The 16437-nt window shown below is 67.4% G+C and carries 19 protein-coding genes; 12 read left to right on the forward strand and 7 right to left on the reverse strand.

The window, feature by feature from the left end:
• Positions 1-4 precede the first annotated feature (4 nt).
• Positions 5-475: an Lrp/AsnC family transcriptional regulator gene (locus ABL840_RS31795; protein ID WP_093302351.1), complete on the reverse strand. Its 471-nt coding sequence runs from the start codon at positions 473-475 to the stop codon at positions 5-7.
• A gap of 264 nt (positions 476-739) precedes the next feature.
• Here ABL840_RS31795 and ABL840_RS31800 point away from each other — a divergent pair, with 264 nt between their 5' ends.
• The 4 genes from ABL840_RS31800 to ABL840_RS31815 all read left to right on the forward strand — a co-directional run bounded on the left by ABL840_RS31800 (position 740) and on the right by ABL840_RS31815 (position 3950).
• Positions 740-1666, forward strand: a complete 927-nt coding sequence (locus ABL840_RS31800) for an ABC transporter substrate-binding protein (protein ID WP_093302492.1) — start codon at positions 740-742, stop codon at positions 1664-1666.
• A gap of 81 nt (positions 1667-1747) precedes the next feature.
• Positions 1748-2644 carry an ABC transporter permease gene (locus ABL840_RS31805; RefSeq protein ID WP_093302353.1) on the forward strand — a complete coding sequence of 299 codons (897 nt, stop codon included), beginning with the start codon at positions 1748-1750 and terminating at the stop codon, positions 2642-2644.
• The gene (locus tag ABL840_RS31810; RefSeq protein ID WP_093302357.1) at positions 2644-3438 is read left to right on the forward strand and encodes an ABC transporter ATP-binding protein; all 795 of its coding nucleotides are present in this window, start codon (positions 2644-2646) and stop codon (positions 3436-3438) included. The genes ABL840_RS31805 and ABL840_RS31810 overlap by 1 nt, the downstream gene beginning before the upstream one ends.
• Positions 3438-3950, forward strand: a complete 513-nt coding sequence (locus tag ABL840_RS31815; RefSeq protein WP_093302361.1) for a GNAT family N-acetyltransferase — start codon at positions 3438-3440, stop codon at positions 3948-3950. Before ABL840_RS31810 ends, ABL840_RS31815 begins: the two co-directional genes overlap by 1 nt.
• A gap of 10 nt (positions 3951-3960) precedes the next feature.
• Here the strand turns inward: ABL840_RS31815 and ABL840_RS31820 are convergent, their stop codons facing one another.
• The gene (locus tag ABL840_RS31820) at positions 3961-4239 is read right to left on the reverse strand and encodes a hypothetical protein (RefSeq protein WP_093302363.1); all 279 of its coding nucleotides are present in this window, start codon (positions 4237-4239) and stop codon (positions 3961-3963) included.
• A gap of 112 nt (positions 4240-4351) precedes the next feature.
• Between ABL840_RS31820 and hemA the strand changes: the two genes are divergently transcribed.
• From hemA to ABL840_RS31850, 6 genes are all read left to right on the forward strand, one after another.
• Positions 4352-5623, forward strand: a complete 1272-nt coding sequence (hemA, locus tag ABL840_RS31825) for a glutamyl-tRNA reductase (protein WP_093302366.1) — start codon at positions 4352-4354, stop codon at positions 5621-5623.
• Positions 5624-5722: 99 nt separating this feature from the next.
• Positions 5723-6811 (forward strand): peptide chain release factor 1, encoded by a 1089-nt coding sequence (gene prfA / locus ABL840_RS31830; RefSeq protein ID WP_093302369.1) that lies wholly within the window; start codon positions 5723-5725, stop codon positions 6809-6811.
• Positions 6808-7662 (forward strand): peptide chain release factor N(5)-glutamine methyltransferase, encoded by an 855-nt coding sequence (prmC, locus tag ABL840_RS31835; RefSeq protein ID WP_093302372.1) that lies wholly within the window; start codon positions 6808-6810, stop codon positions 7660-7662. The genes prfA and prmC overlap by 4 nt, the downstream gene beginning before the upstream one ends.
• A gap of 30 nt (positions 7663-7692) precedes the next feature.
• Positions 7693-8019: a Grx4 family monothiol glutaredoxin gene (grxD, locus tag ABL840_RS31840; RefSeq protein WP_093198312.1), complete on the forward strand. Its 327-nt coding sequence runs from the start codon at positions 7693-7695 to the stop codon at positions 8017-8019.
• Between the two features lie 16 nt (positions 8020-8035).
• Positions 8036-8554: a cupin domain-containing protein gene (locus ABL840_RS31845; protein ID WP_093302376.1), complete on the forward strand. Its 519-nt coding sequence runs from the start codon at positions 8036-8038 to the stop codon at positions 8552-8554.
• 55 nt (positions 8555-8609) lie between these two features.
• Positions 8610-9920, forward strand: coding sequence for a hemolysin family protein (locus ABL840_RS31850; protein ID WP_093302379.1), 1311 nt, complete (start codon positions 8610-8612; stop codon positions 9918-9920).
• A 22-nt stretch (positions 9921-9942) separates the two neighbouring features.
• On the opposite strand, the gene ABL840_RS31855 is transcribed toward ABL840_RS31850, so the two are convergent.
• Together ABL840_RS31855 and ABL840_RS31860 are read right to left on the reverse strand one after the other, a co-directional pair.
• Positions 9943-10629: a lytic transglycosylase domain-containing protein gene (locus ABL840_RS31855; RefSeq protein ID WP_093198318.1), complete on the reverse strand. Its 687-nt coding sequence runs from the start codon at positions 10627-10629 to the stop codon at positions 9943-9945.
• Positions 10626-12371 (reverse strand): proline--tRNA ligase, encoded by a 1746-nt coding sequence (locus tag ABL840_RS31860; protein WP_093302381.1) that lies wholly within the window; start codon positions 12369-12371, stop codon positions 10626-10628. Before ABL840_RS31860 ends, ABL840_RS31855 begins: the two co-directional genes overlap by 4 nt.
• Positions 12372-12518: 147 nt before the next feature.
• Here ABL840_RS31860 and ABL840_RS31865 point away from each other — a divergent pair, with 147 nt between their 5' ends.
• Both ABL840_RS31865 and ABL840_RS31870 read left to right on the forward strand, forming a co-directional pair.
• Positions 12519-13190, forward strand: a complete 672-nt coding sequence (locus ABL840_RS31865; RefSeq protein ID WP_093198323.1) for an RNA pyrophosphohydrolase — start codon at positions 12519-12521, stop codon at positions 13188-13190.
• A 13-nt stretch (positions 13191-13203) separates the two neighbouring features.
• The gene (locus ABL840_RS31870; RefSeq protein WP_093302384.1) at positions 13204-13731 is read left to right on the forward strand and encodes a CNP1-like family protein; all 528 of its coding nucleotides are present in this window, start codon (positions 13204-13206) and stop codon (positions 13729-13731) included.
• Between the two features lie 69 nt (positions 13732-13800).
• Here ABL840_RS31870 and proB read toward each other — a convergent pair whose 3' ends face one another.
• The 3 genes from proB to rpmA all read right to left on the reverse strand — a co-directional run bounded on the left by proB (position 13801) and on the right by rpmA (position 16428).
• Entirely contained in the window at positions 13801-14943 is a 1143-nt protein-coding gene (proB, locus tag ABL840_RS31875) for a glutamate 5-kinase (protein WP_093302387.1), read from the reverse strand.
• A gap of 76 nt (positions 14944-15019) precedes the next feature.
• On the reverse strand, positions 15020-16096 hold the full coding sequence (gene cgtA, locus ABL840_RS31880) for an Obg family GTPase CgtA (protein WP_093302390.1): 1077 nt from the start codon (positions 16094-16096) through the stop codon (positions 15020-15022).
• Positions 16097-16167: 71 nt separating this feature from the next.
• A complete protein-coding gene (gene rpmA, locus ABL840_RS31885) occupies positions 16168-16428 on the reverse strand; it encodes a 50S ribosomal protein L27 (RefSeq protein WP_093057448.1) in 261 nt (86 codons plus the stop codon).
• Positions 16429-16437 lie beyond the last annotated feature (9 nt).

The following is a 16437-nucleotide window of genomic DNA, read 5'->3' on the forward strand; positions in this document are numbered from 1 at the left end:
CCGTTCACTCCAGCGGCAGCGCGGTGGTGAACTTGATCTCGTTGAGGCACACGCTCGAGCGCACCGCAGACACGCCGGGCATGTGCATCAGCGTGTGCATCAGGAACTGCGAGAGCGACTCCAGGTCCTGCGCGACCACCTTGAGCACGTAGTCGAAGTCGCCCGTCACCGAATAGCACTCCAGGATCTGCTTCATGTCGGCGATCAGGTCCTGGAACTTGGGCAGCTCGTCCACATGGCCGCGCGCCATGGTCACGTGGATGAAGGCGATCACGCCCAGCCCGACGTGGCGCGCGTTCAGCCGCGCCGCGTAGCCGTGGATGAGCCCCAGCTCCTCCAGCCGCCGGTGGCGCCGCAGGCACTGGGCAGGAGAGAGATTGGCCACCTCCGCCAGCTCCAGGTTGGAGGCCCGGCCGTGGGCCTGCAGGTGCTCGAGAATCTTCCGGTCGATCCGGTCCAGTGCGATGTCATGCAATTTCTTCTCCCCTTGCACCAAGTTAATGCAATTTTATGGCGCAAAGCGGGGTAAGCCCGAGGCTTTCATGCACCTTAATTGTGCAAAGTACGATCTAGACTCCGTGGCGCCCGGGCCGCATGCCGCGAACCCCGGCCGCTGAATACCCCGCCGCCGGCACCCGCCGGCGGCTTCAGACGCATCCAATCCCCCACCCGGAGACCCTTTCCCGTGAAAAACGCTTTGCTTCGCACCCCCTTCAGCGCAGTGGCCCTGGCCCTCGGCATGCTGGCCGCCGCGCCTTCGTTCGCGGCCGACACCAAGTCGGTGGCCGTGACCGCCATCGTCGAGCATCCGGCGCTGGACGCGGTGCGCGACGGCGTGAAGGCCGAGCTGAAGGCTTCGGGCTACGAGGAAGGCAAGAACCTCAAGTTCACCTACCAGAGCGCGCAGGGCAACGTGGGCACCGCCGCCCAGATCGCCCGCAAGTACGTGGGCGACCAGCCCGACGCGATCGTCGCCATCGCCACGCCGTCGGCGCAGGCCGTGGTGGCCGCCACCAAGAGCATTCCGGTGGTGTACTCGGCGGTCACCGACCCGGTGGCGGCCAAGCTGGTGAAGAGCTGGGAGCCCACGGGCACCAACGTGACGGGCGTGTCCGACCTGTCGCCGCTGGAAAAGCACATCGCCCTCATCAAGCAGGTGGTGCCCAATGCCAAGCGCGTGGGCGTGATCTACAGCCCCGGCGAAGCCAACTCGGTGGCCATCGTCGACTCGCTCAAGAAGGCCGCCTCGGCCGCCGGCATGACCGTGGTCGAGGCCGCCGCCGCCCGCACGGTGGACGTGCCGACCGCCGCGCAGAGCCTGGTCGGCAAGGCCGACGTGATCTACACGCCCACCGACAACAACGTGGTCTCGGCCTTCGAGGGCATCGTGAAGGTTGCGCAACAGGCCAAGCTGCCCGTGGTGGCGGCCGACACCGCCACCGTCGAACGCGGCGCCGTGGCCGCCCTGGGCCTGAACTACACCGACATCGGCCGCCAGACCGGCAAGGTCGTGGTGCGCATCCTCAAGGGCGAGAAGCCCGGCGCCATCGCCTCGCAGACCAGCGCCAACTTCGAGCTGGTGGTGAACCCCGGCGCCGCCAAGCTGCAGGGCGTGACGCTGTCCGACGAGCTGCTGAAGACCGCGAAGGTCGTCAACACCAAGTAAGCGAGCCTCGAGGGGCCCTCGCCGCGGCTTCGGCCGCCGGCACGGGCCCCTCGTCGACTTGCCGCCTGCCGGAAGCATTCCATGTCCCTCATCGCTTCGCTGGGCGCCATCGAGATCGGCCTGATATTCGGGCTGGTCGCGCTGGGCGTCTTCCTGTCGTTCCGCATCATCAACTTCCCCGACCTCACGGTGGACGGCAGCTTCCCGCTGGGCGCCGCCGTGGCCGCGACGCTGATCGTCGCGGGCTGGAACCCGGTCGCCGCCACCGCGGTGGCCTGCGTGGCCGGCGCAGCCTCGGGCTGGGTCACGGCCTGGCTCAACGTGAAGCTGAAGATCATGCAGCTGCTCGCGAGCATCCTGGTGATGATCGCGCTGTACTCCATCAACCTGCGCGTGATGGGCAAGCCCAACGTGGCGCTCATCACCGAACCCACCGTGTTCAGCATGGCCAGCTTCGGCGGCATGCCGGAGCAGTGGGCCAAGCCGCTGTTGCTGCTCCTGATCGTGATCGTGGCGAAGATCCTGGTCGACATGTTCTTCGCCTCCGAAGCCGGGCTCGCGATGCGCGCCACTGGCGGCAACGCGCGCATGGCGCGGGCCCAGGGCATTTCCACCGACTTCCACACCATGGCGGGCCTGGCGCTTTCGAACGCGCTGGTGGCGCTGGCCGGCGCGCTGTTCGCGCAGAGCCAGGGCACGGCCGACATCTCGATGGGCGTGGGCACGATCGTGATCGGCCTGGCGGCGGTGATCATCGGCGAGACGCTGATACCGGCGCGCAGCATGGTCATCACCACGCTGGCCTGCATCATCGGCGCGCTGCTCTACCGCTTCTTCATCGCGATGGCGCTGAACACCGACTTCATGGGCCTGCAGGCGCAGGACCTGAACCTGGTGACCGCCGTGCTGGTGGCCTTCGCGCTGCTGGTGCCCGCCTACAAGCGCAGGCTGGGTGGCCTGTTCAAGGGGAAGAACTGATGCTGCGCGCCCAACAACTCGAGATGACCTTCAACCCGGGCACGCCGATCGAGAACCGCGTGCTGCGCGAGCTCAGCCTGGAGATTCCCACCGGCCAGTTCGTCACCGTGATCGGATCGAACGGCGCGGGCAAGTCGACCTTTCTGAATGCGGTGAGCGGCGACCTGATCGTCGACAAGGGCCGCATCGAGATCGACGGCAAGGACGTGACGCGCATGAACGCCTGGCAGCGCTCGGGCATGGTGGCCCGCGTGTTCCAGGACCCGATGGCCGGCACCTGCGAGGCGCTGACCATCGAGGAGAACATGGCGCTGGCCTGGAAGCGCGGCGAGCGCCGGGCCTTCGGCTTCGCGCTCAACCGCAACCTGCGCGAGCTGTTCCGCGAGAAGCTGTCGATCCTGAAGCTGGGGCTGGAAAACCGCCTGGCCGACCGCATCGGCCTGCTCTCTGGCGGGCAGCGGCAGGCTGTGAGCCTGCTGATGGCGTCGCTCAAGCCCTCGCGCATCCTGCTGCTCGACGAGCACACGGCCGCGCTCGACCCCAAGACCGCCGCCTTCGTGCTGGAGCTCACGGCCAAGATCGTCGAGGCCGGCCAGCTCACCGCGATGATGGTGACGCACAGCATGCGCCAGGCGCTGGACTACGGTTCGCGCACGGTGATGCTGCACGAGGGCCAGGTGATCCTCGACGTGGCCGGTCCGCAGCGCTCGGGGCTCGACGTGCCAGACCTGCTGCGCATGTTCGAGCAGACCCGCGGCGAGAAGCTGGACGACGACAAGCTGCTGCTGGCCTGATGGAGCCGGACGCCGTCATCGTGCGCGGCATGCGCGCCGACGACCTCGACGCGGTGCTGGCAATCCAGCTCGCGTGCTACGGCGCGGGCTTCGTGGAAGACGGTGCGCTGATCGCGAGGCGCCTCTCCGCGGCGCCGCACACGGGATGGGTGGTCGAGCATCGAGGCGGCGTGCGGGCCTACCTGGTGGGCTATCCGTCAGTGGCCGGCAAGCTCACGCCGCTGCACGGCGAGTTCGAAGTGGCGCAGCGGCCCGATTCGCTCTACCTGCACGACCTCGCGGTGGACCCGGGCGCCTCGGGCCTTGGGCTGGGCCCCCGGCTGGTGCGCCATGCCTGGGCCCACGCGCTGCAGGCCGGCTGGCGGCATTCGACGCTGGTGTCGGTGCAGTCGTCGGTGGGTTTCTGGCAGCGGCAGGGCTATGAGGCCACGCCGCCCGACGGTCCGGGGCAAGAGGCTCGCCTGGCCACCTATCCGGGCGAATCGGTCTACATGATCCGCCGGCTGGGCTGAAGGCCGGCCTTCAGCGGCGCCAGCCGCGCATCGCCAGCCACTGGACGACGCCGCAGACCACGACCAGCGCGGCATAGGTCGCCATCGACCCGTCGCGCCCGAACACCACGAGTCCGGCAACCAGCACCCCGACGCCGGCCGCGAAGGTCAGCGCGAACTGCACCCACCAGCGCGGGACGCCGGCGCGCCCGCCGCCCAGGAAGCGCCCGGCAAAGGCCAGCACCAGGGCCAGGAAAGCCGCGGGTGCTACAAAATTAAGCAGGTGGTTCAGGAGGGCCAGCAGGTCCATCGGAGGGGGTTGCGCACTCGCCGGATCATGCGTCCGGGGTTATGGCTGTCATAGGGAAAGCCATTTGTCCCCTGGCCAGCCTCGTGCGGCTGCTGATTTTATAATCACGGGCATGTCAGTCTGGGCCCTCGGCTTGAACCACACGACCGCGCCGCTCGATCTGCGCGGTCGTTTCGCGTTCGCGCTCGACCAGATCGCCCCCACGCTGCAGAGCCTGCGCAGTTCCTTCGCCTCCGGCCGCCATCCCCAGGTCGAGGCCGCGATCATCTCCACCTGCAACCGCACCGAGATCTATTGCGCCTCGGAGCACGCCGCGCTCGACCACACCTTCGGCTGGCTGGCGCAAAGCGGCGGCGTCGCCCCTGCCCTGCTGCGCTCGCACGCCTACACCCTGCATGACGGCGAAGCCGCCCGCCATGCCTTCCGCGTGGCCAGCGGGCTCGACTCGATGGTGCTCGGCGAAGCCCAGATCCTCGGCCAGATGAAGGACGCCGTGCGCGCCGCCGAAACGGCCGGCGCCCTCGGCAGCACGCTGAACCAGCTGTTCCAGCGCTCCTTCGCGGTGGCAAAGGAAGTGCGCACCGCCACCGAGATCGGCGCGCATTCCATCAGCATGGCCGCCGCAGCGGTCCGCTTGGCCGGCCAGCTCTTCGAAGACCTTCGCAAGACGCGCGTGCTGTTCGTCGGCGCGGGCGAAATGATCGACCTCGCGGCCACGCACTTCGCGGCCAAGGAACCGAAGGCCATCGCCATCGCCAACCGCACGCTCGAGCGCGGCGAGAAGCTGGCCTCGCGCTTCGGCGGCGAGGCGATGCGGCTGGCCGACCTGCCCTCGCGGCTGGCCGAGTTCGACATCATCGTGAGCTGCACCGCCAGCACGCTGCCGATCATCGGCCTGGGCGCCGTCGAACGCGCGCTCAAGGCGCGCAAGCACCGCCCGATGTTCATGGTCGACCTGGCCGTGCCGCGCGACATCGAGCCCGAAGTGAAGGCGCTCGAAGACATCTATCTCTACACCGTGGACGACCTCGCCCAGGTGGTGCAGCAGGGCCAGGCCAACCGCCAGGCCGCCGTGGCACAGGCCGAGGTGATCATCGATGCCGGCGTGCAGAGCTTCATGCACTGGCTGGGCCAGCGCGGCACCGTGCCGCTGATCCAGCAGCTCAACGCGCAGGCCGACGAGTGGCGCGCCGCAGAGATGGCGCGCGCGCGCAAGCTGCTGGCCAAGGGCGAATCGGTCGAGGCCGTGCTCGAGGCCATGTCTCGCGGCCTCACGCAGAAGATGATGCACGGCGCGATGGCCGAGCTGCACGCGGGCGATGCCGCTTCGCGCGAGCAGACGGCGCAGACGATCTCGCGTCTCTTCCTGCGCAAAGAGCGTTAGCGGCGCTGGTCCGCTGCCCGGCTCCAGAGGCCGCGGCTTTCATGCGCATCGCCGCTGCATCGCGGCCTTTTCCTCCATTCATCCCGAGCTTCTTCCGTCGTGAAATCCTTTCTGCGCCACCAACTCGAACGCTACGCCCAGCGCCTGGGCGAGCTCGACTTCCTGCTCTCGCGCGAAGACATCATGAGCGACATGGCGCAGTACCGCACCATCTCGCGCGAGCATGCCGAGGTCACGCAGATCGCCGGCCGCTACGAGCGCTACAGGCAGCGCGAGGCCGACATCGCCGGCGCGAAGGAAATGCTCGACGACCCCGACATGGCCGAGATGGCGAAGGAGGAAATCGCCGGCGCCGAGGCCGAGCTGGTGCAGCTCGAGGACGAGCTGCAGCGCCTGCTGCTGCCCAAGGACCCCGACGACGCGCGCAACGCCTTCCTCGAAATCCGCGCCGGCACGGGCGGCGACGAATCGGCCCTCTTCGCGGGCGACCTGCTGCGCATGTACACGCGCTACTGCGAGCGCGCCGGCTGGCGCTGCGAAATCGTCAGCGAGAGCGAGAGCGAGCTCGGCGGCTACAAGGAAGTGGTGGTGCGCGTGGTGGGCGACGACGTGTTCGGCCACCTGCGCTTCGAATCGGGTGGCCACCGCGTGCAGCGCGTGCCCGCCACCGAGACCCAGGGCCGCATCCACACCAGCGCCTGCACGGTGGCCGTGCTGGCCGAGCCCGACGAGACGGTGGCGGTGCAGATCAACCCGGCCGACCTGCGCATCGACACCTACCGTGCCAGCGGCGCGGGCGGCCAGCACATCAACAAGACCGACTCGGCGGTGCGCATCACGCACATCCCGACCGGCATCGTGGCCGAGTGCCAGGACGATCGCAGCCAGCACCGCAACAAGGCCAAGGCCCTGCAGGTGCTGTCGGCGCGCATCCAGGAGAAGGAGCGCAGCGAGCGCGCCGCCAAGGACGCCGCCATGCGCAAGGGTCTGATCGGCAGCGGCGACCGCTCCGACCGCATCCGTACCTACAACTTCCCGCAGGGGCGGCTCACCGACCACCGCATCAACCTGACGCTCTACAAGCTGCTCGCCATCATGGAAGGCGACCTCGGCGACGTGCTGGGCGCGCTGCGCGCCGCGCGCGAAGCCGAGCAGCTGGCCGAGCTGGAATCGAGCCTGCCGGCATGAGCGCCATCGAGAACCCGCAGCCGGCCACAGTGGCGCAGGCGCTGGCTGCATCCTTCGCGCTGGGTGTGGACAGGCTCGACGCCCAGCTGCTGCTGCTGCACGCGCTGGGCCGCGCGCCGCATGACCGGGCCTGGCTGCTGGCGCACGACACCGATGCGATGCCCGATGCCGCATGGTCCGCACTGGCCGCGCAGCTGTCGCGCCGCCGTGCTGGAGAGCCTGTCGCCTACCTGCTGGGCGAAAAAGAATTTCACGGGCTCAACCTGCAGGTCGATGCCCGCGTGCTCGTGCCGCGCCCCGACACGGAAACGCTGGTCGAATGGGCGCTGCAATGCCTCGAAGGCCAGACCGCCCCGCGCGTGCTCGACCTCGGCACCGGCAGCGGCGCGATCGCCCTTGCACTGCAGCACGCCCGGCCCGACACGCAAGTCGACGCGGTCGACGCCAGCGCCGATGCGCTCGCCGTGGCGCAGGCCAATGCCCGGAAGCTCGGCCTGCCGGTGCGCTTCGCGCAGGCGGACTGGCTCGACGGCGCTGCCAGCGGCTACACGGTCATCGCCAGCAATCCGCCGTACATCGCCGCCGGCGACCCGCACCTGCCCGCCCTGCGCCACGAGCCCTCTTCCGCGCTGATCTCGGGCGCAGACGGCCTCGACGACATCCGCCGCATCGTGCAAGACGCCCCGGCCCATCTCGCCGAGGGCGGCTGGCTGCTGCTCGAGCACGGCCACGACCAGGCCGCGGCGGTGCGCGAACTGCTCGCCGCGCGCGGTTTTGCCGAAGTGCAAAGCCGCGACGACCTCGCCGGCATCCAGCGCTGCTCCGGCGGAATCTGGCGCACGGTGAAATAATCCCCCCAGCCTATTTTTTCAGGAGTCCCCATGTCCGACGCCCAGCAACGCATCGACGACCTCGTCAAGACCAACGACCTCGTGCTCTTCATGAAGGGCAATGCAAGCTTCCCGATGTGCGGCTTCTCGGGCCGCGCGATCCAGATCCTGAAAGCGGTCGGCGTCGACACCAAGACGCTCAAGACCGTGAACGTGCTCGACGACGACAGCATCCGCCAGGGCATCAAGGAATACAGCAACTGGCCCACGATCCCGCAGCTCTACGTGAAGGGCGAGTTCATCGGCGGCTCGGACATCATGATGGAGATGTACGAATCGGGCGAACTGCAGCAGGTGGTGAACGGCGCCAACGCCTGAAGCCTGGGGAACGGTCATGAGCCACGATCACGCGGACCACGACCACTCCCCTGAAGACGGCAGCGACAGTGCCGCCCCGGCCTGGAAGCACGACGGCGTGCGTGTGATCCCGGCCAACCAGCTCGACGCCAACACAGCCCAGACGCCCGGCATGAACCGGGCAGCAGCCATCAACTTCGCCCGCGTGGGCGCGCAGAAGCTCTGGGCCGGCACGGTGACCATCCATGCCGACGCCAAGACCGGCGCCCACCATCACGGGCATCTCGAATCGGTGATCTACGTGGTGCGCGGCCGGGCCCGCATGCGCTGGGGCGAGAAGCTCGAGTTCACGGCCGAGGCCGGACCGGGCGACTTCATCTACGTGCCGCCGTACGTTCCGCACCAGGAAATCAACGCCAGCGCGACCGAGACGCTCGAATGCGTGCTGTGCCGCAGCGACGGCGAGGCGGTGGCGGTGAACCTCGACATCGAGCCTGTCGAGAAGCCCGAATCGGTGCTCTGGGTCGACCCCACTCACCCCCACGGCGGGGTCTGAACGCTTTTCGGGTGCCGAGTCATGGCACCATGGTGGCCGTCTTCGACGTGCCAACATGACCCTCACCCAAAGCCTGCTCATCATCGCGCTGCTGATCGCGCTGAGCGCCTTCTTCTCCCTCGCCGAAATCACCCTGGCCGCCTCGCGCCGCCTGCGCCTGCGCCAGATGGCCGACGAGGGCGACCCCAGGGCCGAGAAGGTGCTGCGGGTGCAGGAGCAGCCGGGTCACTACTTCACCGTGGTGCAGATCGGCCTCAACGCGGTGGCGATACTCGGCGGCGTGGTCGGCGAGGGCTCGCTCAGCCCGTACTTCGCGGTCATCTTCGAGAAATGGCTCAGCCCCGAGGCCTCGGCCAGCGCGGCATTCCTGTGCTCGTTCGTGATCATCATCGCGGTGTTCCTGGTGTTCGCCGACCTGTTCCCCAAGCGGCTGGGCATGAGCAACCCCGAGCGGCTGGCGATACGGATGGTCGGCCCGATGCTGCTGCTGATCACCACCTTCAAGCCGCTGGTGTGGTTCTTCACGCGCTGCACCGACCTGCTGTTCAAGGCGCTCGGCATGCCGATGGCGCGCGACGACAAGATCACCTCGGCCGACATCCTGGCCATGACCGAGGCCGGCGCGCAGGCCGGCGTGCTCGCGGTGCGCGAGCAGCAGGTGATCGCCAACGTGTTCGAGCTCGACACGCGCCTGGTCAGCAGCGTGATGACGGTGCGAGACAACATCGCCTGGTTCCTGCACGACGACCCCGAGTCGGTGCTGCGCGCGCGCATCATCGCCGAGCCCTTCTCCGCCTACCCGGTGTGCGACGGCGACATCGACCACGTGCTGGGCTACGTCGATGCCAAGGACATGTTCCAGCGCGTGCTGAGCGGCCAGCCGCTGGCCTTCGACCAGGGCCTGCCGCTGCACAAGGCGCTGGTCATCCCGGACCGACTGTCGCTCACCGAGGTGCTCGAGCAGTTCCAGCAGGCGCACGAGGACTTCGCGATCATCGTCAACGAATACAGCCTGGTGGTGGGCGTGATCACGCTGAACGACGTGATGAGCACGGTGATGGGCGATCTGGTGTCCACGCCCGATGAAGAGCAGATCGTCCAGCGCGACGAGAACTCTTGGCTGATCGACGGCGTCACGCCCATCCAGGACGTGCAGCGCGCGCTGCACATCGACGAGCTGCCTCACTCGGAGGAATACGAGACCCTGGCCGGCTTCCTGATGGTGATGCTGCGCCGCGTGCCCAAGCGCACCGACAACGTGAGCTGGGGCGGCTACACCTTCGAAGTGATGGACGTCGACAGCTACCGCATCGACCAGGTGATGGTCACCAAGGGCTCGGGCACCGCGAAGGCGCCGGCGAACTGAGCAGACAGAAAAAAGGAAGGCGTCAGGCCGCCGAGCGGTCCTTGTCCTTTTCTTTTTCCTTCTCGCGTTCCCTGTCGTTGAACACCCAGAACCGCTGGTTGGCGAAGACCGCGTTCGGATACGGCGACTTGCCGCGGCTGCCGTTGTAGCGGCCGAGCGTCATGAACAGGTCGCCGTTCTCCCGGTCGAGGTAGTGGCGAAGGATGACGCAGCCGAAGCGCAGGTTGGTCTGCATGTGGAAGAGCTTGGCCGGGTCGCTGTCGCCGATCACGCGTGTCCAGAACGGCATGACCTGCATGTAGCCGCGCGCTCCGGCGCTCGACACCGCGAACTTGCGGAAATTGCTCTCGACCTGGACCAGCCCCAGCACCAGGCTCACTTCGAGCCCCGAGCGCTTGGCTTCGTACCAGACGGTCTGCAGGAATTCGATGCGCGAAGGTGCGTCGGCGATCTTCTTCTTGAGCCGCTCGCTCATCTCGCCCAGCCAGCGCAGATAGGCGAGCCGGGCTTCGGTGCTCGCGAACTGCGGCACCGGCGGTGCCTTGTTGTGAATGGCGGAGCTCAGCGCGGTGCGCACCGAGTCGATCAGCGGCTCCTCGATCTGCGCGCCTGCATGGGCGGCCTGCGGCAGAGACAGCACGGTGAGGGCGCCTGCAGTCACGGCGCCGCCCAGGCACTGGCGTCGCGAGAGGCCGCCCTCCAGGCTCATTTGGCGAGCTTGCCGGCGATGAAGTCGGCGATGCCGGCCGCGGGCACCTTGGTGGCGGCCGTGTCGCGACGGTGCTGGTACTCGAGCTGGCCTTCCTTGAGACCACGGTCCGAGATGACCACGCGGTGGGGCACGCCGATCAGCTCCCAGTCGGCGAACATCGCGCCGGGACGCTCGCCCCGGTCGTCGAGCAGCACGTCGGCGCCCTTGGCCAGCAGCTCTTCGTAGAGTGCCTCGGCAGCCGCCTTGACCTCGGGGCTGCGGTCCATGCCGATCGGGCAGACCACCACCGTAAAGGGGGCGATGGCGTCCGGCCAGATGATCCCGCGCTCGTCGTGGTTCTGCTCGATGGCGGCGGCCGGCAGGCGGGTGATGCCGATGCCGTAGCAGCCCATCTCGAGGAACTGCGGCTTGCCGCCTTCGTCGAGGTAGGTGGCGTTCATGTCCTTGCTGTACTTGGTGCCCAGCACGAACACGTGGCCCACCTCGATGCCGCGCTCGATGGCCAGCACGCCCTTGCCGTCTGGCGAGGCGTCGCCGGCGACCACGTTGCGGATGTCGGCCACCAGGTCGGGCTCGGGCAGGTCGCGGCCCCAGTTGACGCCGGTCATGTGGAAGTCGATTTCGTTGGCGCCGGTGATCCAGTCGGCCATGACGGCGGCTTCGCGGTCGGCCACCAGCTTCACGGGCTTCTTCAGGTTCAGCGGGCCCAGGTAGCCGGGCTTGCAGCCGAAGTGGTCCTCGATCTCGGCCAGGGTCGCGAAGCGGAAGCCCTGGTTCAGGCCCGGCAGCTTGCCGACCTTGATCTCGTTCATGTCGTGGTCGCCGCGCAGCAGCAGCAGCCAGACCTGCGAGCCCTTGATGTCGCCGGCCTCATTGACGACGTCGGTGGCGAGCACGAGCGACTTGATGGTGGTCGACAGCGGCACGCCCAGCAACTCGGCCACGTCGGCGCAGGTGCTCTTGCCGGGGGTCGGCGTCTTCTCGAGCGCCTTGGCGGCCGCGGGACGCGGACCGGCCGGGGCCAGCGCCTCGGCCTTTTCCATGTTGGCGGCGTAGTCGCTGTCGGGGCAGTAGACGATGGCGTCCTCGCCGGTGGCGGCGATCACCTGGAACTCTTCGCTCAGGTCGCCGCCGATGGTGCCACTGTCGGCCGCCACGGCACGGTAGCGCAGGCCGAAGCGGTCGAAGATGTTGCGGTAGGCCTGCGCCATGACCTGGTAGCTCGCCTTGGCGGCGTCGAGGTCGCGGTCGAAGCTGTAGGCGTCCTTCATGATGAATTCACGCCCGCGCATCAGGCCGAAGCGCGGACGGCGCTCGTCGCGGAACTTGGTCTGGATCTGATAGAAATTCTTCGGCAGCTGCTTGTAGCTGCGGATTTCCTGCCGGGCGATGTCGGTCACCACTTCTTCGCTGGTCGGCTGGATCACGTAGTCGCGGTCGTGGCGATCCTTGATGCGCAGCAGCTCGGGGCCCATCTTGTCGAAGCGGCCGGTTTCCTGCCAGAGCTCGGCCGGCTGCACCACGGGCATCGTCATCTCGACGGCGCCGGCGCGGTTCATCTCCTCGCGGACGATGGCCTCGACCTTGCGGATCACGCGCAGCCCCATGGGCATGTAGGTGTAGATGCCCGTGCCGAGCTTCTTGATCATGCCGGCCCGCATCATGAGCCGGTGGCTCGCCACTTCGGCGTCAGCGGGCGCTTCCTTGAGGGTGGAGACGAAAAAACGGGAAGCTTTCATCGGGATTGCGGTGATGGATTCGCTGGATTCGAGGTTCGGAAGTGGGGAACTGCTCCCCCGGAGAGACCCTGAGAGCCTGGCATCGGCAGCTTGCCGAGGGCAACCCGGCATGCATAATCGACTCAGTTCAAAAATTGGGGTTTGATTATGCTCGACCGGGACGGCTTCAGGCCCAACGTCGGCATCATCCTGCTCAACCAGAGAAACCAGGTTTTCTGGGGCAAACGCATACGCACGCATTCCTGGCAGTTTCCGCAAGGCGGCATCGACCGTGGCGAAAGTCCCGAGCAGGCTATGTTCCGGGAACTGCACGAGGAAGTGGGGCTCCACCCGGAGCATGTGCGCATCGTGGCCCGTACCCGCGACTGGTTGCGCTACGAGGTGCCGGATCGGTTCATCCGCCGTGACGCACGGGGGCACTACAAGGGCCAGAAACAAATCTGGTATCTGCTGCAACTCATCGGGCACGACTGGGATCTCAACCTGCGTGCAACCGACCATCCCGAATTCGACGCCTGGCGCTGGCATGACTACTGGGTGCCGCTCGACGTGGTCGTCGAGTTCAAGCGCGGCGTCTACGAGATGGCGCTCACCGAGCTTGCTCGTTACCTGCCGAGGCAGGACTTCCGCAACCGCTTCCTGCGCAGCAACGTGCGCGCCCGAGAATTCGAGCGCCACTCGCCGGACGCCGGGGCGCCGCCCGGACTGGACCTGCCGCCCGGCGGCAGTTTCGATCCGCATCCCGACATTCCTTCTGCGAGCAATGAACCTCCTGTCCAAGACAACAAGGCACCACCGCCCCTTCCGACGCAACGCTGAGCGCGTTCTCCTGATGGCCTGTTTCGGCATCCTCGCGGGATGCGCCTCGGGCCCCCACGACACCGACAACCCCGATTGGGCACAGGCCGGCATGCCGCCCCCGCCCAAGCGGTACGAGACGGACAAGGAGTGGGAAGAAACGGCCACCCCGCCACCGCCCGCCTTCAGCGAAAGCCGCCTGCTGCCGATCGAAATGCCGCCCTACATGAGCCTGAAGTTCGGTATCGATCCGCAGACGATCGCAATCACGGGCGACGGCATCGTGCGCTACGTGGTGGTGGCCCAGAACCGCAGCGGTGGTGCGACCAACGCCTTCTACGAGGGCATCCGCTGCTCCACGGCCGAGATGAAGAGCTACGCGCGCTACAACAACGGCACCTGGCAGGACGTGACGAAGCCGGAGTGGAAACGCCTGAGCGACATGAATTCCAGCTACACCCGCAAGCTGGCCACGCAGGCCCTGTGCCGAGGCAACGCGCCGCGTGCGTCGGTGGGCGACATGGTTCAGAACATCCGCAATCCTGTGCGGGAAGTGCAGTAAGCGACCTGCGCTCGAGTCGAGCGCAATGAAAAACGGGGCCCATGGGCCCCGTTTGTTTTTCGTTCTCTCTCAGCCCGGCATCAACACCATGTTGTCGCGGTGAACCATCTCCGGCTCCGCGACGTATCCCAGCAGGCGTTCGAATTCGGACGAAGGCTTGCGGCACAGCAGCCGCGCCTCCACGCTCGAGTAGTTGGCGAGGCCCCGAGCCAACTCGACGCCGTCGACGTCGCGCACCGCGATCACGTCCCCGCGCGAGAACTCGCCTGAAACGCCCGTCATGCCGATCGGCAACAGGCTCTTGCCCTCGGCTCGCACCTTGGCGGCCGCGCCCGCATCGACGACAACGGAGCCGCGCAGCTGCAGGTGGTCGGCCATCCAGCGCTTGCGGGCCTGGTGCTTGGCGGTCTGCGCCACCAGCAGCGTGCCGATGGATTCGCCCTTCGCCAGCCGCAGCAGCGCGTCGGCTTCGCGGCCCCAGGCGATGACCGTGGATGCGCCCGAGCCGGCGGCGCGCTTGGCCGCGAGGATCTTGGTGATCATGCCGCCCTTGCCGATGCTCGAACCCGCGCCACCGGCCATCGTCTCGAGTGCCGGGTCGCCTGCGGCGGCCTCGTGCACGAACTTCGCGTCGGGGTCCTTGCGCGGGTCGGCCGTGTAGAGGCCCTTCTGGTCGGTGAGGATGACCAGCGCATCGGCTTCGACCAGGTTGGCCACGAGGGCGCCGAGCGTGTCGTTGTCGCCGAACTTGATTTCGTCGTTGACGACCGTGTCGTTCTCGTTGATGACCGGCACCACGCCCAGCTTGAGCAGCGTGACCAGGGTCGAGCGGGCATTGAGATAGCGCTCGCGATCGGCCAGGTCGGCGTGGGTCAGAAGCACCTGGGCGCTGCCGATCTCGTTCTCTCGCAGCTTGGTCTCGTACATCTGGGCCAGGCCCATCTGCCCGACGGCGGCCGCGGCCTGGAGTTCATGGACTTCGTGCGGGCGGGTACGCCAGCCGAGGCGCTTCATGCCCTCGGCGATCGCGCCGCTCGACACCATCACCACTTCACGACCGTCGCGCACCAGCGCTGCGAGCTGCCGGCACCACTCGCCGATGGCGGCCTCGTCGAGACCGCGCCCCTCGTTGGTCACTAGGCTGGACCCCACCTTCACGACGATACGGCGGGCATCCCGCAAGGCAGTGGATCCGGAGTTCGACGAGGTCATTTTGGGGTTGTAACGGTCTTGAATGCTGCTTGGGGTGCTGTCTTCCATCGGTCCGGCACCGGCCGACCGGTGCCGCTCAGGAGCCGTCGGGCGGCAGCGGCACGAAGCGCGGATCCACTTCGACCGGCTGGTGCTCGGCCACCTGCTGCGCCTTGACCTGCTGGTAGATGGCCTGCACCAAATGTTCGCAGCCTTCGCGGGTGAGCGCGGAGATCTCGAACACCGGGCCCTTGAAGCGCAGGCGCTTCACGAACTCCTTGATGCGCGCGGCGCGCTCGTCAGCGGGCACCATGTCGAGCTTGTTGAGCACGAGCCAGCGCGGCTTCTCGTAGAGCTCGGCGTCGTATTTCTTCAGTTCGCCGACGATGGCCTTGGCCTGCGCGACCGGGTCGATGCTGTCGTCGAAGGGAGCCATGTCGACCACATGCAGCAACAGGCGCGTGCGCTGCAGGTGCCGCAGGAAGAGATGGCCGAGGCCGGCGCCTTCGGATGCGCCTTCGATCAGGCCGGGCAGGTCCGCGACCACGAAGCTCTGCTCGGGGCCGACGCGAACGACCCCTAGGTTCGGGTGCAGCGTGGTGAAGGGATAGTCCGCGATGCGCGGGCGGGCGTTCGAGATGGCGCTGATCAGCGTCGACTTGCCGGCATTCGGCATGCCGAGCAGGCCCACATCGGCGAGCACCTTGAGCTCGAGCTTGAGGCTGCGCTTCTCGCCGGGCCAGCCCGGGGTCTTCTGACGCGGGGCACGGTTGATGGCGCTCTTGAAGCGCATGTTGCCGAAGCCGCCGTCACCGCCCTTGGCGATGGTGATGACCTCGCCGTCCTTCAGCAGTTCGAACAGCACCTCGCCGGTCTCGGCATCGGAAATGATGGTTCCGACCGGCATCTTGAGCGTGATGTCGTCGCCGGCGGCACCGAACATGTCGGAGCCCATGCCGTGCTCGCCGCGCTTGGCCTCGTGGCGACGCGAGTAGCGGAAGTCGACCAGGGTGTTGAGGTTGGAATCGGCCACCGCGAAGACGTGGCCGCCACGGCCGCCGTCGCCGCCGTTGGGGCCGCCGAATTCCTTGTACTTCTCATGACGGAACGACACGCAGCCGTTGCCGCCATCGCCGGCGGCGATGTCGATGAAGGCTTCGTCGACGAACTTCATGGGATGTCCAGTTTACAAATGAAGAAGCCCCGGCAATGCGGGGCCTCGGGAAGGTCGAGTTGACTCGGGGCTTAAGCCGCGGGAGTCACGTTGACCGTGTGCTTGTTGAGCGCACCCTTGGTGCCGAACGACACATGGCCGTCGACTAGGGCGAACAGCGTGTGGTCCTTGCCCACGCCGACGTTCACGCCGGGGTGGAACTGGGTGCCGCGCTGACGCACGATGATCGAGCCTGCGCTGATCAGTTCGCCACCGAAAGCCTTCACGCCGAGCATCTTGGGCTTGGAATCGCGCCCGTTTCGCGTAGAGCCGCCGCCTTTTTTCTGTGCCATGGAACCTGC

This window comes from Variovorax sp. NFACC27 (genome assembly GCF_048301545.1).
Lineage (GTDB): Bacteria > Pseudomonadota > Gammaproteobacteria > Burkholderiales > Burkholderiaceae_C > Variovorax > Variovorax gossypii.